General features: G+C 70.8%; 1 protein-coding gene. It reads left to right on the top strand.

Translation table 11 applies throughout. From position 1 onward, the window contains the following. Positions 1–20: 20 nt before the first annotated feature. Positions 21–23408 carry a type I polyketide synthase gene (locus tag JOD54_RS33845; protein ID WP_239573229.1) on the top strand — a complete coding sequence of 7796 codons (23388 nt, stop codon included), beginning with the start codon at positions 21–23 and terminating at the stop codon, positions 23406–23408. Position 23409: the final 1 nt, after the last annotated feature.

Here is a 23409-nt window from a genome sequence, read left to right as displayed (position 1 = left end):
GTGGCTGGGAGTCGCTGACCATGGCTGATGAGAAGAAGCTGCTGGAGAACCTGAAGTTCGTCACGGGCGAACTGCGGGCGGCGCACCGGAAGCTGCGCGAGGTCGAGGCCAAGGCGACCGAGCCGGTGGCGATCGTGGCGATGAGCTGCCGCTTCCCCGGCGGCGTCGGCACACCCGAGGACCTGTGGCGCCTGGTCACCGAGGGCCGGGACGCGATCGGTCCGTTCCCTACCGACCGCGGCTGGGACCTCGAAGCCTTGGCGGACCAGGACTCGCCCGATTCCAGCTACGGCGCGACCGGCGGTTTCCTCGACGGCGCAGCAGAATTCGACGCGGGCCTGTTCGAGGTCTCGCCGCGCGAGGCGACCGCGATGGACCCGCAGCAGCGCTTGTTGTTGCAGGCGTGTTGGGAGGCCTTGGAGCGCGCTGGGATCGACCCCACTTCACTGCGCGGCGACTCGGTCGGCGTGTTCGCGGGTACGAACGGCCAGGACTACGCCGGTGTCATCGCCGCCGATCCCGAAGCCGCCGAGGGGTATCTGGCGACCGGTAGCGCAGCGAGTGTCCTTTCCGGACGTATCGCCTACACGCTCGGGCTCGAAGGTCCGGCGGTCACTGTGGACACAGCGTGCTCGTCTTCGTTGGTGGCGCTGCACCTGGCGATGCAGGCGCTGCGTGCGGGCGAGTGCCGGATGGCGTTGGTCGGTGGCGTCACGGTGATGTCGACGCCCGCGGCGTTCGTGGAGTTCAGCCGCCAGAAGGCCTTAGCGCCCGACGGTCGGTGCAAGGCGTTCGGCGCTGGCGCGGACGGCACCGGGTGGGGTGAGGGTGTCGGTGTCCTGGTGGTCATGCGGTTGTCCGCCGCACGAGCGGCGGGCCACCGGGTGCTGGCCGTCGTGCGCGGCAGCGCGGTCAACCAGGATGGCGCGTCCAACGGTTTGACGGCGCCCAACGGACCGTCGCAGCAGCGGGTCATCCGGGCCGCGTTGGAGTCTGCGGGGCTCACCCCGTCCGATGTGGACATGGTGGAGGCGCACGGAACCGGGACCCGGCTCGGCGACCCCATCGAGGCCGAGGCACTGCTGGCGACCTACGGGCGCGACCGCGCGCGACCACTGTGGTTGGGGTCGGTCAAGTCGAACATCGGCCACACCCAGGCCGCAGCCGGGGTCGCCGGGATCATCAAGGCCGTCATGGCGCTGCGCCACGGAGTCCTGCCCGCCACCCTGCACGCCGAAACGCCATCACCGCACGTCAACTGGGCTGCAGGCACCATTTCGCTGCTCTCCGGGAACCAGCCCTGGCCGGAGGTGGATCGACCGCGCCGGGCCGCGGTGTCCTCGTTCGGCGTCAGCGGGACCAACGCCCACACGATCCTGGAGCAGGCTCCCGAGGTCGACGCGCCGGTCAGCGCCGCCGATCCGGCCGTCGTGCCGCTGCTGCTGTCGGGGCGGACCCAGGAGGCGCTGCGCGCGCAGGCCGCCGGGCTGCGGGTCGGTGCGGGGAGCCTGCTGGACACCGCGTACTCGCTGGCCACAACCCGTGCCGCGTTCCAGCACCGGGCCGTGGTGACTGCCCGCGACGCCTCGGCCGCCGACGCCGCACTCGCCGAGATCGCCGACGGCGGCACCCCGGCCGCGGCGGACTTCGGCGTCGACACCCCGGGCAAGTTGGCCTTCCTGTTCACCGGCCAGGGTTCGCAGCGGCTGGGCATGGGGGAAGGTCTGCGCGTCTTCCCCGTGTTCGCCTCGACCCACGACGAGATCGCCGCCCGTCTGTCGTTCGACGCGGCTGACCTGGACCAGACCGGCAACGCCCAGCCCGCCCTGTTCGCCCTCCAGGTGTCGCTCCTGCGCCTGCTGGAGTCCCTCGGCCTCCGCCCGGACCTGCTCGTCGGCCACTCCATCGGCGAGGTGGCCGCCGCCCACGCCGCGGGCATCCTCTCGCTGGACGACGCCTGCACGCTGGTCTCGGCCCGCGCCCGGTTGATGCAGGCCCTGCCCGCCAGCGGCGCCATGCTCGCCGTCGAGGCCGCTGAAGGCGAGATCGAGCTCCTCGATGGCCTGGACCTGGCTGCGGTGAACTCGGATCGTTCGATTGTGGTATCCGGGGATTGTAGAATTGTTGAACAGTTCGAACGTAGGATTGTTGAACAAAACAGGCGCTTCAAGCGGTTGACGGTGTCGCACGCGTTCCACAGTCGCCTGATGGACCCCATGCTCGACGAGTTCCGCCAGGCGATCACGGGTCTATCGTTCAACAATCCGACAATCCCCTTGTTGAACAGTTCAACTGGTGATCCGGCCACGGCCGAGTACTGGGTGCGACAGGTCCGCGAGACGGTCCGTTTCGCCGCTGCTGCGAGGGAGCTTCGCGAGCGGGGTGCCAACCGCTTCCTCGAGCTCGGCCCCGACGGTGTGCTCAGCGCCCTGGTCGGCGACGGCAGCGCACCCGTCCTGCGGTCGGGCCGCGACGACCACGAGACGCTGGTCCGCGCCCTCGGGCGCGTCCACACGCTCGGTACCCGCGTCAACTGGCCCGAGCTCCTGCCCGGCGGTGCCCGGACCGACCTGCCCACCTACCCGTTTGAACGCCGCCGCTACTGGCCACGTCCGTCCGCTCGAACCGACGTCACCGCGGCGGGACTCGGCGCCGCCGACCACCCGCTCCTCGCCGCCGCCGCACCCCAGCCCGACGGCGGCCACCTCTTCACCGGGCGGCTCTCCCCGAGCACCCACCCCTGGCTGACCGAACACCGCATCGGCGGCGAGGTGCTGGTCCCCGGCACGGCGTTCGTCGAGCTGGCCATGCACGCCGGTGACCAGGTCGGCTCCCCGGTCCTCGACGACCTGACCATCTCCGCGCCGCTGCCCCTGACCGGTGCCATCCGCATCCAGGTCAGCGTTGCTCCCGCGGCCGAGGACGGCACCAGATCCCTCGACATCCACTCCAGTGTGGACGGTCTGGACTGGACACTGCACGCCCAGGGTCGACTCGGCGGTGCCGCCACCACAGTCCCACTCGCATGGCCGCCCAAGGCTGAGCCCGTTGACCTCGACGCGTTCTACGCCACAGCCGCAGACAACGGATTCGGCTACGGTCCGCTCTTCCAGGGCCTGCGCGCTGCCTGGCGCACGGACGACACCCTCTACGGCGAAGTCCAGCTCCCCGAGTCCGCGCACCGGGAGGCCACCCGCTTCGGTGTGCACCCGGCGCTGCTCGACGCGGCCCTGCACCCGACCGGCGTCGACCCGGCCCGCGCGGGCCTTCCCTTCGCCTGGTCCGGCGTCACCCGCCATGCCACAGGTGCGACCGGCCTTCGCGTCGCTATCAAGACGACCGGCACCAACACCTACTCGCTGACCGCGACCGACCTCGCGGGGACTCCGGTCATCACGGTCAACACCCTCACACTTCGCCCCCCTATCCGCCGCGAGGACGACCTGTTCGCCCTCGACTGGGCCAGGATCGCAACCCAGGGATCCACCAAGTCCGTGTTGTGCGGCGAACCCGCCGAGTGGGCGCCAGCCGACGCGGTGCTGTGGCGGGTGCCGTCCGGCGACATCGAGTCCACTGTGGTCACCGTGCTGGCCGCGATGCGGGCCTGGCTCGCCGATGACCGGTTCGCCGAATCGACCCTGGTCTTGTTCACCCGGGGTGCGGTTGCCGCCTTGCCCGGGGACGAGATCGTCGATGTCGCCGGTGCGGCAGCGGGCGGTCTGGTCCGTTCGGCGCAAGCCGAGCACCCGGGTCGGTTCCTGCTGCTGGACGGCGATCACGAGCCTGGTGACGGCGTCGTCGCGAGCCTGCTAGACCTCGACGAGCCGCAACTGGTCCTGCGCGGCGATGAGGTGTTCGCGCCTCGGTTGGCCCGCGCGACCGGCACCCTGTCCCTGCCCGATTCCCCGGCCTGGCGCCTCCAACCAGGCGGTGACGCGCTCGACGCGTTGGCGCTGAACCCGCTCGACGCGGGCACGCCTGGCCCGGGTGAGGTCCGGGTGGAGATCCGGGCGACCGGTGTGAACTTCCGTGACGTCCTCATCGCTCTGGGGCAATACCCCGAACACGCACTCCTGGGATCCGAGGGCGCGGGCGTGGTCGTCGAGGTCGGCCCGGATGTCGACCTGCGGCTGGGGGATCGGGTATTCGGACTCCTCGCGGGCGGGTTCGGCCCGTCGGTCGTGGTCGACCACCGGATGCTCGCCCCGATGCCGGACGACTGGTCGTTCGCCGAGGCCGCGACCGTGCCGATGGCGTTCCTCACCGCCTACTTCGGACTCGTCGACCTGGCTGGGCTGCAGGTGGGTGAACGAGTGCTCGTGCACGCCGCCGCGGGCGGCGTTGGTATGGCTGCGGTGCAGGTCGCCCGGCACCTCGGCGCCGAGATCTACGGCACCGCGAGCCCTGCCAAGTGGCCCGTCACCGGACTCGACGACGCGCACCTCGCCTCGTCGCGCGACCTTGGGTTCGCCGACAAATTCCCCGAGGTCGACGTTGTGCTCAACGCGTTGGCGGGTGAGTTCATCGATGCGTCGGCCGGGTTGCTCGGCGAAGGTGGCCGGTTCATCGAGATGGGCAAGGCCGATCTGCGCACCGGCATCCCCGGCTACCGCGCGTTCGACCTGAGCGAAGCAGGGCCCGACCGGCTGCGCGAGATGCTGCTCGAAGTGCTGGACCTCTTCGCGCAGGGCGTGTTCACCCTGTTGCCGTGGCGGGCGTGGGACGTGCGGGAGGCCCAGGCGGCGTTCCGGTTCGTCGGCCAGGGCAAGCACATCGGCAAGAACGTGCTCACCATCCCGCGACCTGTCGATCCACAAGGGACTGTTCTGGTCACCGGCGGCACGGGTGTGCTCGGTCGGATCATCGCGCGCCACCTCGCCGACCAGTACGGGGTGCGCAAGTTCGTGTTCACCAACCGCAGCGGCGCTGGTGAGCCGCACCTGCCCGGGGTTCGGGTGGTTGCCTGCGACATGGCCGACCTGGACGCGGTCACCGCGCTGCTCGCCGACATCCCCGATCTGACAGGCGTTGTCCACGCGGCAGGCGTGGCTGACGACGGCGTCCTCGAAGCCCTGACCCCCGAGCGGATCGCTTCGGTCTTGGCGCCGAAAGCCACCGGCGCGGTGCTGCTTGACGACCTCGTCGGCGACATCCCGCTGTTCGCCCTCTATTCGTCGGTGTCGTCGGTGTTCGGCTCGCCCGGTCAAGCCAACTACGCCGCCGCCAACGCCGTGCTGGACGCGATCGCGGTCCGCCGCAAGTCACGGGGGCTCGCCGCGACATCGCTGTCGTGGGGTCTTTGGGCGACGACCAGCGCGATCAGCGGATCCCTCGACTCCGTCGACCTCGCCCGCGCAACCCGCGTCGGACCCGCGCTGACCGAAGCCGCGGGTCTCGCCCTGTTCGACGCCGCCCACCGCGACGGCCGTGCGCACCTGGTCACCATCGCCTACGACCCGGCGACCGCGCGCAAGCTCACCCCGGTGCCCGCGTTGCTGCGCGGCCTCGTCCGCACCTCGCGTCGCGTGGCCCGCACCGGTTCGCTCGATCACTTGCGGACGCTTGGGCCTGCCGAAGCGGGGCGCGCGCTGCTGGCCGCGGTTCGAGCTGAGATCACGGCCGTGCTGGGGCACACCTCAGCTGAGACCGGGCGCCCGTTCAAGGAAATGGGCTTCGACTCCCTCACCGCCGTCGAGTTCCGCAACCGCCTCACCACGGCGACCGGTCTGCGCCTCCCGGCGACCGCGATCTTCGACTACCCCACGCCCGACGCGCTGGTCGACCACCTGGTTTCCCTGCTACCCGAGCGGCAGGATGTCCGCGAGGCGGCCGTGGTCGCTCCACAGTCGACGGACGAGCCGATCGCGATCGTCGGCATGGCGTGCCGGTTCCCCGGCGGTGTGGACTCGCCGGACGACCTGTGGGAGCTCGTCTTCGAGGGCCGAGAGGGCATCGGGCCGTTCCCGACCGACCGCGGTTGGGACCTGGGCTCGCTCTACAACCCGGATCCGGACGTTGTCGGCACGACCTACGCCCGTGCGGGTGGTTTCCTCGACGACGTCGCCGGGTTCGACGCGCGCCTGTTCGGCGTGTCGCCTCGGGAAGCGACCGCGATGGACCCGCAGCAGCGGCTGCTGCTGGAGGCGACTTGGGAGGCGTTCGAGGACGCCGGGATCGACCCGGCCTCGGCGCGTGGTTCCCGAACCGGCGTCTTCGTCGGTGTGGCGCATTCCGGCTACGGCGTAGGTGTGGCGCTCCCGGAGGGCGTCGAAGGCCACTTCTTGACCGGTAGCGCGACCAGCGTCGCTTCAGGGCGGTTGGCCTACTTCTACGGTCTTGAAGGCCCAGCGGTCACTGTGGACACCGCGTGTTCCTCGTCGCTGGTTGCCCTGCACCTGGCCACGCGGGCGCTGCGGTCGGGCGAGTGCTCGATGGCCATCGCCGGTGGTGTCACGGTCATGGTCGGGCCGGGGATCTTCACCGAGTTCTCCCGTCAGCGCGGACTCTCCGCCGATGGCCGCTGCAAGTCTTTCTCCGCCAACGCCGACGGGACCGGGTGGTCCGAGGGTGTTGGTGTGCTGCTGGTGGAGCGCCTCTCGGACGCCGTTGCTCGCGGCCACCGGGTCTTGGCCGTTGTGCGCGGCTCCGCGGTGAACTCCGATGGCGCGTCGAACGGCCTGACGGCGCCGAACGGGCCCTCCCAGCAACGGGTGATCCAGTCGGCGCTGACCGATGCGGGCCTGGTTCCGTCCGATGTGGATGCCGTCGAGGCCCACGGAACGGGCACGGTCCTCGGCGACCCCATCGAGGCGCAGGCGCTATTGGCGACCTACGGGCAAGATCGCGACGAGCCGTTGTGGCTGGGATCGCTGAAGTCGAACATCGGCCACGCGCAGGCCGCCGCAGGTGTCGCGGGGATCATCAAGGTGGTCCAGGCGTTGCGGCACGAGGTGCTGCCCCGCACCCTGCACGCCGAGAACGCCTCCGACCACATCGACTGGTCCTCGGGCGCGGTGGAGTTGCTGACCGAGTCCCGGCCGTGGGCCCGCGGTGCCCGGCCCCGGCGGGCGGGCGTCTCCTCGTTCGGTGTCAGCGGCACCAACGTGCACACGATCATCGAGGAAGCCCCCGCTACCGCGGAGCTTGTGAGCGGCGAACCGGCGTACCCGGTGCCGGTCGTCGTGACCGCGCACTCCCCGCAAGCGCTTGCTGCCCGGGTCGACCAACTCCAACGGCGCGCGGCTGACCTGCGCCCCGTCGACCTGGCTCGCGAACTCGCCGTTCGAGCCAGGCAGACCCATCGGATCGCCTTCACCGCCGCCACCCCCGGAGAGGTCCTCGACGGTCTGGCTGCGGCGTCCCCACAGGTTGCGGGCGGTGAGGTGGCGTTCCTGTTCACCGGGCAGGGCTCTCAGCGCGCGGGGATGGGCAGCGGGCTCCACGCCGCTTTCCCGGTGTTCGCCTCGGCCTTCGACGAGATCCGCGACCGCCTCCCCTTCGACGACAGCGCGATCGACGAAACCGGCAATGCCCAACCGGCTCTGTTCGCGCTGCAGGTGGCCCTGTTCCGCCTGCTGGAGTCCTGGGGCGTCCACCCTGACGTGCTCGTGGGTCACTCCATCGGCGAGGTGGCCGCAGCCCATGTCGCCGGGATCTTGTCTCTGGACGACGCGTGCACCCTGGTCTCCGCGAGGGCTCGCCTCATGCAGGCCCTGCCGAGCGGCGGCGCCATGCTGGCGATCGAGGCCGCCGAAGGCGAGATCGACCTCCCCGATGGCCTCGACCTGGCGGCGGTGAACTCGGATCGTTCGATTGTAGTATCTGGGGATTGTGGGATTGTTGAACAGTTCGAATGTAGGATTGTTGAACAAGGCAGGCGGTTCAAGCGGCTGATCGTGTCGCACGCGTTCCACAGCCGGCTCATGGACCCCATGCTTGACGAGTTCCGCCGAGCGATCACGGGACTGTCGTTCAACAATCCGACAATCCCCTTGTTGAACAGTTCGACTGGTGACCCGGCGACGGCTGGGTACTGGGTTCGGCAGGTCCGGGAGACCGTGCGGTTCGCGGCGGCGGTCCGGTCAGCGGGTGCCCAGACCCATCTGGAGCTCGGCCCCGACGGCATCCTGTCGGCGCTCGTGGACCACGGGATCCCCACCCTGCGACCGGGCCGCGACGAGGTCGGCTCCGTGATCGCGGCCGTCACCGCCGCCCACGCCCGGGGTGCCACTCTCGACCTGACCTCCCTCACCCCCGGTGCGCGCCGCGTCCGGCTGCCCGCGTACCCGTTCCAACGCGAGCGGTTCTGGCTTGACCACACGCCGACCACCCAGGTCATCGACGCCTACCGCGTCACCTGGACCCCCATCGCACCCCGGCCGGTCAGCGGTACCTGGCTCGTCCCGGACCACCTCCGTGCGGCCCTGGAAGAAGCTGGGCTGACCACCACCCTCGACCCCGGCGCGGCGACCGGCGTGCTCATCGAGCCGACCGACCCGGTTGACCTCGTCCACGACACCGCGGTCCCGCGCTGGGTGATCACGCGCGGCGCGACCCGGACCACCGCACAGGTCTGGGGACTCGGCCGGGTCGCCGCGCTGGAGTCACCAACGACGTGGGGTGGGCTCGTCGAGTTGCCCGACACCCCGGATGGCCAGGCCATCCGGCGGCTCGTGGGTGTGCTCGGCGGTCCCGAGGACCAGGTGTCCATTCGCTCAGACGGCGCTTTTGCCCGGCGGCTGACCAAAGCCGATCCCGTACCACCTGTCCCGTGGCGTCCAGAAGGGACTGTCCTGGTCACCGGTGGAACTGGTGCGCTCGGCGCTCAGGTCGTCCGCCATCTGGCCGCCCGGGGGGTCCGCGTGGTCGTGGCCAGCCGCCAGGGGCCAGGTGCGCCCGGAGCCGTCGACCTGCCCGCCGAGGTCGTGGCCTGCGACGTCGCTGATCGCGAGTCATTGGCGGCCTTGCTCGCCGTGCACCCCGTGACGGCCGTCGTCCATGCGGCGGGTATCGGCGAGGACGCTCCCTTCGGCGAGTTGACCTCCGAGCGGCTCGCGGAGGTGTTGCGGCCCAAGGCCGATGCCGCCTGGTTGTTGCACGAGCTGGTACCTGACGCGCACCTTGTGCTGTTCTCCTCCATCGCGGGGGTTTGGGGTAGCGGTGGACAAGCCGCCTACGCCGCCGCGAACGCGGAACTCGACGCACTCGCGGAACACCGTGCTGGCCTTGGCCTCCCGACCACCTCGATCGCTTGGGGGCCCTGGGCCGATGCCGGCATGGCCGCTGGTGCCGCTTCCGACTACCTGATCAGCCGTGGCCTGCGCCCCCTGCGTCCTGCCCAAGCGCTGGCCGCCCTCGACGCGGCCATCGCCAGCGGCCTGCCCACGCAGACAGTTGCGGACCTCGACTGGCCCCGTTTCCTCGACACCTTCACCGCCGCGCGGCCCAGCCCGCTGCTCAGTGCCTTCGCCCTCGTGCCCGAGACACCCGAGGAGAACGGCTTCGCCGCACACCTGCGCGCGTTGTCCACTATGGACCGCGAGCGGGCGGCACTGGATCTGGTCACAAGCGCTGTGGGAACAGTTCTCGGCTATCGCGACGCCGTAGACCCGTCGGTGACGTTCGCGGAACTGGGCTTCGACTCGCTCACGGCTGTGGACCTGCGGAACCGCCTGTCGACCGCGGTCGGTTTCCCCCTGCCGTCGACCTTGGCCTACGACCACCCCACAGCTGCTGATCTGGCTGAACACCTGCTGTCGCGGCTGATCCCCCGTGCGGTCGAATCATCCACTGTGGAACGCAAGTCCGATGACGACCCGATCGTGATCGTCGGCATGGCGTGCCGACTCCCCGGTGGGGTCACCTCGCCGGATGAGCTGTGGGACATGGTCGTCGAGGGCCGGGATGGCATCGGAGGGTTCCCCGTTGACCGCGGCTGGGACCTCGCAGGCGCTGACTACCCGCTCGTCGGCGGGTTTGTCCACGACGCGACCGGGTTCGACGCGGAACTGTTCGGCATCTCGCCGCGCGAAGCGACCGCGATGGACCCGCAGCAGCGGGTGCTGCTCGAAGCCAGCTGGGAAGCGGTGGAACGGGCCGGGATCGACGCGGGCACGGTGCGCGGTAGCCGGGGCGGCGTGTTCGTCGGCGCGTCTGGATCCGGGTACGGGTTCGGCCAGGACACCGCGGAAGGTACTGGTCACCTGATCACCGGTACCGCGACCAGCGTCATCTCCGGGCGCGTGTCGTACCTGCTCGGCTTGCAAGGGCCCGCGCTGACGGTGGACACCGCGTGTTCCAGCGGCTTGGTCGCGCTGCACCTGGCCGCTCGGGCGCTGCGGCACGGGGAGTGCGAGTTCGCGATCGTCGGTGGCGTGACGGTCATGCCCAGCCCGGCGGGCTTCATCGAGTTCGCCAAGCAGGGCGGCCTAGCCGCCGACGGTCGGTGCAAGGCCTTCGCCGACGCCGCGGATGGGACCGGCTGGTCTGAGGGCGTCGCGGTCGTTGTCGTGGAACGGTTATCGGACGCCATCGCCCGTGGGCACGATGTCCTGGCGGTGGTCAGCGGCAGTGCGGTGAACTCCGACGGTGCCTCGAACGGTCTCACCGCACCCAACGGCCCAGCGCAGCAGCGGGTCATCCGGGACGCGCTCGCCGATGCCGGACTCACGACGTCCGATGTGGACTTGGTCGAGGGGCATGGAACCGGAACCCGGTTGGGGGATCCGATCGAGGCTCAGGCGTTGCTGGCCACCTACGGCCAGGACCGGGTCGAGCCGCTGTGGCTGGGATCGCTGAAGTCCAACATCGGCCACACCCAGGCTGCCTCCGGTCTCGTCGGGGTGATCAAGGCAGTCCAGGCGCTGCGGAACGGGGTTCTCCCGAAGACCCTGCACGTCGACGAACCGTCGTCGCATGTGGACTGGAGCGCTGGCGACGTTCGGCTGCTGACCGACACCCTCCCGTGGCCCGACCGCGACCGCCCGCGCCGCGCCGCCGTGTCGTCGTTCGGGATCAGTGGCACCAACGCCCACACGGTCCTCGAACAGGCACCCGTTCGCCCCGCTGTGGACTCGTCCCGCCGGGAAGCGCCGGTGGTGCCACTGCTGCTTTCGGCACGCGGGGAGGTGGCGCTGCGGTCCCGTGCCACTGACCTGCTGCGCGTCGACGCCGACCCCGTTGACCTCGCGCATTCGCTCGCCACCACGCGGGCGACGCTTGACCACCGGGCGGTCGCGCTCGACCGTGCCGCGCTCGCCGCGTTGAGCGAAGGTGGGACCGCTGCTGGTCTGGTCACCGGGATCACCACGCCCGGCAGGCTCGCGTTCCTGTTCACCGGTCAGGGTTCGCAGCGTGCAGGCATGGGCCGTGACCTGCGGATGTTCCCTGTGTTCGGCTCGGCGTTCGACGAGGTCGTCACCCGCGTCCCGTTCGACGACGGCGCCATCGACCAGACCGGCAACGCCCAGGTCGCCCTGTTCGCCCTCGAAGTCGCCCTGTTCCGCCTGGTCGAGTCCTGGGGTATCCGGCCGGACGTCGTGGTCGGTCACTCCATCGGCGAGGTCGCGGCCGCCCACGTCGCCGGGATCCTGTCCCTGGACGACGCGTGCACCCTGGTCTCCGCGCGGGCTCGGCTGATGCAGGCTCTCCCGACGGGTGGCGCCATGCTGGCCATCGAGGCTGCCGAAGCCGAACTCGATCTTCCGGACGGCCTGGACCTCGCGGCGGTGAACTCGGATCGTTCGATTGTGGTATCCGGGGATTGTGGGATTGTTGAACAGTTCGAACGTAGGATTGTTGAACAAAATCGCCGGTTCAAGCGGCTGACCGTGTCGCACGCGTTCCACAGCCGCCTGATGGACCCCATGCTCGACGAGTTCCGGCAGGCCATCGCGGGTCTATCGTTCAACAATCCGACAATCCCCTTGGTGAACAGTTCAACCGGTGATCCGGCGACGGCCGAGTACTGGGTGCGGCAGGTCCGCGAGACGGTCCGGTTCGCTGACGCGGTCCGGGAGGCGCGGGAGCGGGGCGCGACCAAGTTCCTCGAGTTGGGTCCCGAGGGTGTGCTGACGGCCCTGGTCCGCGAGACCGGGGACGGGGTGTTCGCCACCGCGCTCCGGTCCGGGCAGTCGGAGCCGGAGGCCGTGGTCCGCGCAGTGGCGACCCTGCACGCGCACGGCACCCCCGTCGACTGGCAGGCGATGATCGGACCGTGGGGCGGCACCCGGATCGCCCTGCCGGTGTACCCGTTCCAGCGCAAGCGGTTCTGGCTCGGCTCCGAACGCCGCCCCGCGGTCGAGAACTGGCGCTACGCGGCCGAGTGGATCAAGCTCCCCGAACCCACGACCACCTCGGCTGCCACCTGGTACGTCCTGACCGACGGCCCCGTTCCAGCCGACATCTCCGCGGCCGTCCCCACGACCGAGGACCTCGCCGCGGCAACAGGAATCCTCTGCCTCGCCGCGACTCCGGACGACGTCCTGCCCACCGCGGGCCACAGCCTGCCGGTCTGGGTGATCACCAGGGATGCCCTCGCCACCGTCGAGGGCGCCGCGACCTGGGGTCTTGGCCGAGTCGCCGCCCTGGAGTTGCCGCACTGGCGAGGCATCGTCGACCTGCCCGCCGTCCTGGACGACGAGTCCGCCGCCCGGTTCCACGCGGTCTTGGCGGGCGATGAGGACCAGGTTGCGATCCGACCCGATGGTGCCTTCGCCCGCAGGCTGCGACCCGCCCCGCTGGGCGACGCGCAACCGTGGCGCCCCAAGTCGGTGCTGGTCACCGGCGGCACCGGCGCGCTCGGCGGCCACGTCACCCGCTGGCTCGCGGAGCGCGGCGTCGCCAAGATCGTCCTCGCCAGCCGCAGGGGGCCGGACGCGCCTGGTGCCGACGAGCTCCCCGCCGAGGTCGTGGCCTGCGATGTCACCGACCGCGCCGCGCTGGCCGCCCTGCTAGCCGAGCACCCGGTCGACGCGATCATCCACACCGCCGGGGTCGTCGACGCCGTCCCGCTGGCCGACACCACCCCGCGGCAGCTCGCGGAGATCGCCCACGCGAAGGTCACCGGTGCGGTCACCCTGCACGAGCTCGCCCCGGACGCGCACCTCGTCCTGTTCTCCTCCATCGCCGGGACCTGGGGCGCGGGCGGTCAAGCGGGTTACTCGGCCGCGAACGCCGCGCTCGACGGCCTCGCCGAACACCGCCGCGCGCTCGGGCTCCCCGTGACCTCCATCGCGTGGGGCCCGTGGGCGGGTGACGGCATGCTCGGCGACGGGGGAGCCGAGGATTACCTCCGCCGCCGCGGCCTGCGCCCCATGAGCCCCGACCACGCCGTGCTCGCGCTCGCCCAGGCGCTCGACCACCCCACGACCGCCGTCACCATCGCCGATGTCGACTGGCCGCGCTTCACCGCGACCTTCACCGCCACCCGCCGCAGCCCACTGCTGGCCGACCTGACGCCGGTCGTCGCCCCGTCGACCAAGCCGAGCGGCCCCCGCAAGGACCTGGTCCTGCTGGTCCGCGCCGAGGCGGCGGCGGTCCTGGGGCACGAGTCGATCGACGCCATCACCGCTGACCGCGCCTTCGCCGACCTGGGCTTCGACTCGTTGACCTCGGTCGAGCTGCGCGATCGCCTCGCCGAAGCCACGGGCACGGCACTGCCCGCCGGGCTCGTCTTCGACTACCCGACCCCGGCCGCGCTCGCCGAGCACCTGGCCGGTGACTCCACAGTGGAGGATCAGACGCCGGTCGCGCCTGTCGACGACCCGATCGCGATCGTCGCCATGGCATGTCGGTTCCCCGGCGGCATCGACACCCCCGACGACCTGTGGAAAGTCCTGGTCGACGAGCGCGAGGTATCCGGCCCGTTCCCCGCTGACCGGGGCTGGGACCTGGCCTCGCTGGTGAACCCCGACCCGGACCACCCGGGTACGTCCTATGTGGACCGGGGTGCTTTCCTGGTCGACCCCGCCCGGTTCGACGCCGACCTCTTCGGGATCTCCCCCCGCGAGGCGATCGCGATGGACCCCCAGCAGCGCCTCCTGCTGGAGACGACCTGGGAGGTCTTCGAGCGCGCAGGCATCGACCCGAAGTCGCTGCGCGGCAGCAGGACCGGTGTTTTCGCGGGGACCAACGGGCAGGACTACACCAGGCTCACCCTGGCCGTCGACGTGCCTGAGGGGCATGTGGCCACCGGCGGCGCGGCGAGTGTGATGTCGGGTCGGGTCTCGTACGCGTTCGGGCTGGAAGGGCCCGCGCTGACCGTTGACACGGCGTGTTCATCGGCGTTGGTGGCTCTGCACTTGGCCGCGCAGGCGCTGAGGCAGGGTGAGTGCGCACTCGCGGTCGCCGCGGGTGTGACGGTCATGGCGACACCGGGGGCGTTCGTCGAGTTCAGCAGGCAACGCGGGCTCGCGGCCGACGGTCGGTGCAAACCGTTCTCCGACAACGCCGACGGAACCGCCTGGGGTGAGGGCATCGGTGTCCTGCTCGTCGAGCGGCTCTCCGATGCCCAGCGCAACGGCCACCCGGTGCTCGCCGTGATCGAGGGTTCCGCGGTGAACTCCGACGGCGCGTCCAACGGCCTGACCGCGCCGAACGGCCCCTCTCAGCAACGCGTCATCCGCGCCGCCCTCGCTTCAGCGGGTCTGGTTCCGTCTGATGTGGACGTTGTGGAGGCGCACGGCACCGGCACCACCCTCGGCGACCCCATCGAGGCGGAAGCGCTGCTCGCGACCTACGGCCGGGACCGCGCCGAACCCCTGTGGCTGGGTTCGGTGAAGTCGAACATCGGTCACACCCAGGCGGCGGCGGGCGCCGCGGGCGTCATCAAGGCGGTCTTGGCGCTGCGCCACGAGACCCTCCCCGTTTCGCTGCACGCGGGTACGCCGACCACGCACGTCGACTGGTCAACCGGCGCCGTTGAACTGCTCTCCGCGGCCCGGCCCTGGCCCGCTGGGAGCAGGCCGCGCCGTGCCGGTGTCTCCGCGTTTGGCATCAGCGGCACCAACGCACATGTCATCCTTGGTGACGCCCACATCTCCGCTGTGCCTTCCACGCCGACCGTCGAGGTGTTGCCGGAACCGCCGCTGCCGGTGTCCGCGAACAGCGCCCGAGCCCTGGCCGCTCAGCTGGATCTCCTGGAGCGGTTCGACGCCAAGCCTGCTGACATCGCGCACACCCTGGCTACCCGGGCGGTGTTGCCGCACCGCGCTGTTGTCCTCAATGGACGCGTCTTGGCCGCGCCCGAGCCGCGTCCGACCCGACTCGGCTACCTCTTCACCGGTCAGGGTTCGCAGCGCGTAGACATGGGGGAGGGCCTGCGGGTCTTCCCGGTGTTCGCCTCCGTGCTCGACGACCTACACGCACGTCTCCCGTTCGACGACGACGCCATCGATCAGACTGGTAACGCCCAGGTCGCGCTGTTCGCACTGCAGGTGGCCCAGTTCCGCCTGCTGGAGTCCTGGGGCGTCCACCCCGAGCTGCTCATCGGCCACTCCATCGGCGAGGTGGCCGCCGCGCACGTCACCGGGATCCTCTCCTTGGACGACGCCTGCACCCTTGTTGCGGCCCGTGCCCGGCTCATGCAAGCGCTTCCCGCAGGCGGTGCCATGCTCGCCGTCGAAGCCGCCGAAGACGAGATCGAACTCCCCGATGGCCTCGATCTCGCGGCCGTCAACTCGGATCGTTCAATTGTAGTATCCGGGGATTGTAGAATTGTTGAACAGTTCGAACGTAGAATTGTTGAACAAAACAGGCGCTTCAAGCGGTTGACGGTCTCTCACGCGTTCCACAGCCGTCTGATGGACCCCATGCTGGACGAGTTCCGCCGAGCCATCGCGGGCCTATCGTTCAACAATCCGACAATCCTCTTGTTGAACAGTTCAACTGGTGACCCGGCCACGGCCGAGTACTGGGTGCGGCAGGTCAGGGAGACGGTCAGGTTCGCAGCGGCCGCCGCGTCGGTCGAAGGGGTCGCGTACCTGGAGTTGGGGCCGGACGGGGTGCTGTCCGCGCTCGTCGATGCCGGTATCCCCCTGCTCCGGCGCGACCGCGACGACGTCGAGTCGACCTTGGCCGCGGTGGCGCACGCGTTCACCAGCGGAGCCAACCCCGACTGGGCAGCGGTCCTCGCCCCGTGGCGCGGCAGGCTCACCGACCTGCCTACCTACCCCTTCCAGGGTGAGCGCTACTGGCAGCAGGTCACCGCTGCCAAACCCGCAGGTCTACGCCCCACCGGGCACCCGCTGCTCGCCGCGACCGTCACCTCCGCGACCGGCGGCCACACCCTCCTGACCGGCGTCATCTCCCCGACCACCCACCCCTGGCTCGCCGACCACAAGGTCCACGGCAAGGTCGTCGTCCCCGGTACCGCCCTGCTCGACCTGGTCCTGCACGCCGCGTCGCGCACCGGTCAGGCGATCGACGAGCTGGCCCTCCACGCGCCGCTCGTCATCGACGCCCCCGCCGAGCTCCAGCTCACCCTCGACGACAGCACGGTCACCGTCCACTCGCGACTCGATGACGGCCCGTGGACCCACAACGCCTCCGCCGCCCTCACAGCGGAGGCGACCCCAGAGCCGGAACCCATCACCCCGGTCGACGCCGACGAACTCGATCTCACCGACCACTACCCGGCGCTCGCCGAAGCCGGACTCGACTACGGCCCGACCTTCCGGGGCCTCGCCTCGGTCCGCGTCACCGAACACCCGGCGCCTTCGACCTGGTTCCTGCGCCACGAGGTCCACGCCGAGGCCGCGATCACCGATTCCGCCAGTTTCGGCCTGCACCCCGCGCTCCTCGACGCGGCCCTGCAAGCGATCGCCGCGGCGGAACCCGGTGGTGCGGCCAGGGTCCCGTACGTCTTCGGCGGCGTCACCCTGCACGCCACCAAGGCATCCCGGCTCGTCGTGCGGATCACCCCAACCGGCCCCGACACCGTCCGCCTCCACGCCGAAACCCCTGATGGCACACCGGTCATCACCATCACGTCGCTAACCCTGCGGCCCACCACCACCCCGCGCGCGGGCGCCCTGTTCGAGGTCGACTGGACGCCGACCGAGCACCCCACCGCGCAGGCCGACCACGTCAGCAGGCCCGCCACCGCCGCAGAGGCGCTCACCGCGATCCAGGACTGGCTCACCAAGGACGCCGGAACCCTCACGGTCGTCACGGAAGGCGCCGTCGTCGCGGCCGCGGGTGATCGGATCGTTGACCCCGCCCAGGCCGCGATCTGGGGTCTGGTCCGCACAGCGCAGTCCGAACACCCAGGCCGGTTCGCGCTCGTCGACGGCTCCCCGGCCGTCATCCCCGGCGAACCCCAGCTCGCCGTTCGGGCTGAACAGGCCTACCTGCCGCGATTGGTCCGCAGTCGCCCGGGCATCACGACACCGGAGGGGTCGTGGCGACTCGTGCCTGGTGGCACCACCCTCGCTGACTTGCGCGCCATCGAGGTCCCGCGCACCGACCTGGCTCCCGGCGAGGTCCGCGTTGACCTCCGGGCGACCGGCGTGAACTTCCGCGACGTCCTGATCACGCTCGGCACCTACCCCGAGGCCGCCGAGTTGGGGTCCGAGGGTGCGGGCGTGATCACCGAGGTCGGCGCCGGTGTGACCGACCTGCGCGTCGGCGACCGGGTGTTCGGTCTGCTCAGCGGCGGGTTCGGGACCAGTGCGGTCGTCGACCGGCGCCTGCTCGCGGCCATTCCGGACGGCTGGTCGTTCGCCGACGCCGCTGCCGTTCCGATGGCGTACTTGACCGCCTACTACGCGCTCGTCGACCTCGCCGGGCTCTCGGCAGGCGAACGCGTCCTGGTCCATGCCGCCGCCGGCGGAGTGGGTGGCGCGGCCGTGCAGATCGCGCAGCACCTCGGCGCCGAGGTCTTCGGCACCGCGAGCCCGGCCAAGTGGGCCGCGACCGGGCTCGACGACAGCCACCTCGCCTCCTCGCGTGATCTCGGGTTCGCCGACAAGTTCCCCGCGGTCGACGTCGTCCTCAACGCGTTGGCGGGCAAGTTCATCGACGCGTCAGCCGGGTTGCTCGGCGGAGGTGGCCGGTTCATCGAGATGGGCAAGGCCGACCTGCGCTCCGGTATCCCCGGCTACCGCGCGTTCGACCTCTGGGAAGCCGGACCGGACCGCCTCGGCGAGATGCTGGCCGAGGTCTTGGACCTGTTCGCTGCGGGCGTCCTCACGTTGCCGCCGATCCGCGCTTGGGGCATGCGTGAGGCGACCGCCGCGCTCCGGTTCGTCGCTCAGGGCAGCCACATCGGCAAGAACGTCCTGACGCCGCCACCGGCGATCAATCCACAAGGGACTGTTCTCGTCACCGGTGGATCTGGCGCACTCGGCACGCTCCTGGCCCGTCACTTGATCGCCGAGTACGGGGTCGAACGGCTTGTGCTGGCGAGCAGGCGTGGAACCGGGCCCGACCTCGGCGACCGCGTGCGGCACGTGACCTGCGACGTCTCCGACCGGACCGCGCTCGCGGACCTGATCGCGAGCATCCCCGATCTCGCGGCCGTCATCCACGCGGCGGGGACCACGGATGACGGTCTCGTCGAGTCGTTGGACGAGAACCGGCTGCGATCGGTCGCTGCCAAGGCGGATGCCGCGTTGCACCTCGCTGAACTGCCGGGGGACTGGCTGCTGGTGTTGTACTCCTCGGTCGCCGCGACGCTCGGCACGCCGGGCCAGGGGAACTACGCGGCGGCGAACGCGGTTCTCGACGCTGTGGCGCACCACCGGGCCGCGCGCGGACTTCCGACGGTGTCCATCGCGTGGGGCCTCTGGGAGCGGGTCGGGGACCTGAGTGCGCACTTGGACGACGTCGCGCGTGCGAGGGCGTCGAGGCTTGGCGCCCCACTGTCCGATGTGGATGGACTGGCGCTGTTTGATGCGGCGATCCAGGCGGGCAAGGCGCATGCCGTCGCCGCCGCTCTCGACGTCAGCCGGGTAGGCGACGACGCGCCCGCTCTGCTCCGGGGTCTCGCTCCGGCCAAACCCAGGAGGGTCACCCGGGCTCAGACCTCGCTGGAGTTGGTGCGGGCCGAGGTTGCCGCTGTGCTCGGGCACGCCACTGTGGACACCGTGGACCCGGGGAAGTCGTTCTCCGAGCTCGGTTTCGACTCGTTGACCGCGGTCGAACTGCGCAACCGGCTCACGTCCGCGACCGGTCAGCGGTTGCCCGCGACGCTCATCTTCGACCACCCGACCCCAGCCGCACTCGCCGCGCACGTGGACGCCGCCACCGTTGTCAAGCGGGCGGAGGTGCGGGCGCCGGTCGACGAACCGATCGCGATCGTCGCCATGAGCTGTCGCTTCCCCGGTGGCATCGAGTCCCCGGACGACCTGTGGCGCCTGGTCGCTGAGGGCGGGGACGCGATCGGACCGTTCCCCGCCGACCGCGGGTGGGATCTCGACGAACTGCTGCACCCGGTGACCGGTACCAGCGACACCAACCGGGGCGGGTTCGTCGAGGGCGCGGGCCGGTTCGACGCCGCCCTGTTCGGCATCTCGCCGCGCGAAGCACTGGCCATGGACCCCCAACAACGACTCCTGCTCGAAGCTTCTTGGGAAGTCTTCGAACGCGCCGGGATCGACCCGTTGTCTTTGCGTGGTACAGACGCGGGTGTCTTCGTGGGTGCTGCGGCTTCGTTGTACGGGGCGGCGGTGCGGGCGAGTGAGGTCGAGGGTCACCAGATGACCGGGGTCGCTACCAGTGTCGCCTCCGGCCGGTTGGCCTACTTCTTCGGCCTTGAAGGTCCAGCGGTCACTGTGGACACCGCGTGCTCGTCTTCGTTGGTGGCACTGCACTGGGCGGCGCGGTCGCTGCGGTCGGGTGAGTGCTCGATGGCGCTCGTCGGGGGTGTCGCGGTGATGGCGACACCGGGGATGTTCACCGAGTTCTCCCGGCAGGGCGGGCTGGCCGCCGACGGTCGGTGCAAGTCGTTCTCAGCCGACGCCGACGGGACCGGCTGGTCCGAAGGTGTCGGTGTGCTGCTGGTCGAACGGCTCTCCGACGCGCTCGAGCGGGGGCATGAGGTCCTGGCCGTCGTGCGGGGATCGGCGGTCAACTCCGATGGTGCGTCGAACGGTCTGACGGCGCCGAACGGGCCTTCGCAGCAGCGGGTCATCCGATCCGCTCTGGCCGCCGCCGGGCTGGAACCGTCTGATGTGGACGCTGTGGAGGCGCACGGCACCGGAACCGTCCTGGGCGACCCGATCGAGGCTCAGGCGCTACTGGCCACCTACGGGCAGGAGCGCGATCGGCCGTTGTGGTTGGGGTCGCTCAAGTCCAACATCGGGCACACCCAGGCCGCCGCAGGTGTCGCGGGGATCATCAAGCTGGTGCAGGCGCTGCGGCACGAGACGCTGCCCTCGACGCTGCACGTCGAGAAGGCCTCGGAGCACATCGACTGGGCATCGGGTGCGGTCGAGCTGGTGACCGGGTCCCGGCCGTGGCCCCGCGGCGATCGACCCCGGCGGGCGGGCATCTCCTCGTTCGGCGTCAGCGGCACGAACGTGCACACGATCATCGAGGAAGCGCCCGCCCAGGTCATGCCGCCACGACCGGTCACTCCGACGCCGCCGGTGGTGCCGCTGGTCGTGTCGGCGGGCAGCCCAGCGGCACTGGAAGCCCAGATCGCGGCGATCCGAACCGTTGACGAACCACAGATCGACGTGGCGAGGGCCCTGGTTGCCACCCGCGCCGACTTACCGCACCGCGCGGTTCTGCTCGACCCGCGATCGGCCCCGGTGGCCACCGGCATCGCGGGCCCTGGGCGGTTGGTCTACCTGTTCACCGGTCAGGGTTCGCAGCGTGCGGGCATGGGGCAAGCGCTCCGGGTGTTCCCCGCGTTCGCCGAGGCATTCGACGAGATCCGCGCCCGGCTCTCCTTCGACGACTCCGCGATCGACGAGACCGGCAATGCCCAACCGGCTCTGTTCGCACTGCAGGTCGCCCTGTTCCGCCTGTTGGAGTCTTGGGGCGTCAACCCCGACGTCGTGGTCGGTCACTCCATCGGGGAGGTCGCCGCTGCCCACGTTGCCGGGATCCTGTCCCTGGACGACGCCTGCACCCTGGTCTCCGCGCGGGCTCGATTGATGCAGGCCCTTCCCGCCGGTGGCGCCATGCTGGCGATCGAGGCCGCCGAGTCCGAGATCGAGCTCCCCGAGGGCTTGGACTTGGCTGCGGTGAACTCGGATCGTTCGATTGTGGCATCTGGAGATTGTAGAATTGTTGAACAGTTCGAATGTAGGATTGTTGAACAAAACCGGCGGTTCAAGCGGCTGACGGTGTCGCACGCGTTCCACAGCCGCCTGATGGACCCCATGCTCGACGAGTTCCGGCGGGCGATCGCGGGGCTGTCGTTCACCACGCCGACAATCCGAATGGTGACCAGCTCAACCGGGGACCCGGCGACGGCTGAGTACTGGGTGCGGCAGGTCCGGGAGACCGTGCGGTTCGCCGACGCCGTACGGGGGCTAGCCGACGCGACCTTCCTGGAGCTCGGGCCGGACGGGGTGCTGTCGGCGATGGTGGGTACCGGCACGCCGCTGCTGCGATCCGGTCACGACGAACCGACCTCGGCGATCACCGCCCTGGCCGCCGCGCACGTGCGCGGGGTCGCGGTCGACTGGACCGCCGTCCTCGGCGACGGACCCCGCGCCGCCCTGCCGACCTACCCGTTCGACCGCACCCACTTCTGGCTCACCGGTGAACCCACCGCGGTGGACAGCTGGCGGTACCGGGTCGACTGGGCCGAGGTCACACCCGAACCGGCCACCGGGCACTGGCTGGTCGTCGGCAGCGGCGAACCCGGGATCGTCGAAGCCCTCCGCAAGACCGCCGACGTCACCGAGACCACCGTCGACGACCTCGCCACCACCCCGGCCGACGGCGTCCTCGTCCTGCCCGACAGCGCGGAGAACGTCCTGCGGGTGCTCAAGGCCAACCCCCTCGCCCCCGTCTGGGCCGTCACCCGGGGTGTCCAGACCGACCCAGACCAGGCGCGGGTCTGGGGCCTGGGTCGGGTCGCCGCGCTGGAGCGGCGCTGGGGCGGCCTGATCGACGTCGACGGCGACCCCACCGCGCTTCCCCTGGCGGGCGGCGAGGACCAACTCGTCCTGCGCGACGGCCGGGTCCTCGCCCGCAGGCTGGTCCGCGCACCGGAGTCGCCCGGCACCCGCTGGACCCCGGACGGTCCGGTCCTCATCACCGGCGGCACCGGCGCGCTCGGCGGGCACGTCGCCCGCTGGCTGGTCCGCCTCGGCGCCACCCACCTGGTGCTGACCAGCCGCCGCGGCCCCGATGCCCCCGGGGTTGCGGCGCTGGTCGCCCAACTCGGCGTGCGGGTCGACGTCGTGGCCTGCGACGCCGCAGACCGGGACGCGCTCGCCGCCCTGGTCGCCGAGTACCGCCCGACCGTCGTTGTGCACGCGGCCGGGGTCGCGGGCACCACCGCGATCACCGAACTCGACGAGCTCGCCGCCACCCAGCGCGCCAAGGTCGACGGCGCCCGGCACCTCGACGAGCTCCTGCCCGACGCGCACCTCGTGCTGTTCTCGTCCATCGCGGGCGTGTGGGGTAGCGGTGGTCAGGCCGCGTACGCCGCCGCCAACGCCGCCCTCGACGCGCTCGCGGCCCGCCGCCGCCTCCAGGGCCGCAAAGCCACCGCGGTGTCCTGGGGACCGTGGGCCGATGGTGGCCTGGCCGCAGGCGAAGCCGAGTCGTACCTGCGGGAACGCGGCCTGAATCCGATGGCGCCCGCGCGGGCCGTCGCCGCCCTCGGCGCCGCACTCGCCGCGGACGAGACACACGTCGTCATCGCCGACGTCGACTGGGACCGGTTCCTGCCCACCTTCACGGCCGCCCGTCCCAGCCCTCTGCTCGCCGCTTTCCAGTTCACCGCAACCGAAACGGGCCGAACCGACTTCGCGGCACGCCTGGCCACCGCCACACCCGCCGAACGCGACCGCACCCTGCTCGACCTCGTGCGCCGCACCGCCGCCGAAGTGCTCGGCCACACCGGCACCGCCGCCGTCCCGGCCCGAGCCTCCTTCGCCGACCTCGGTTTCGACTCGCTCGCCGCGGTACGCCTGCGCGCGGGCCTCGCCGAAAGCACCGGACTCGACCTCCCGACCGCGCTGGTCTTCGACCACCCGACCCCGGTCGCCCTCGCCGCGCACCTGGCCGAAGAACTGGCGACCGATCCCGATGAAGCCGAGATCCGCCGTGCACTGGCCGAACTGCCCATTGAGCGACTCCGCGCCGCCGGGGTCCTCGAACTGCTGCGCGCCGCGGACTCGTCCACTGTGGACGAAGATGTCGAATCGGACAGTGCGAACGATATTGACCTGATGGACGTCGACGCCCTCATCCAGTCGGCCTTCGACAACCCCGGCACGTGAT

Source organism: Actinokineospora baliensis, assembly GCF_016907695.1.
Classification (GTDB): domain Bacteria; phylum Actinomycetota; class Actinomycetes; order Mycobacteriales; family Pseudonocardiaceae; genus Actinokineospora; species Actinokineospora baliensis.
This window is presented reverse-complemented; position numbering and strand designations above follow the sequence as displayed.

Excerpts from the sequence above, each read along its gene's own strand:
- JOD54_RS33845 (WP_239573229.1), top strand. The coding sequence starts at position 21 with ATGGCTGATGAGAAGAAGCTGCTGGAGAACCTGAAGTTCGTCACGGGC.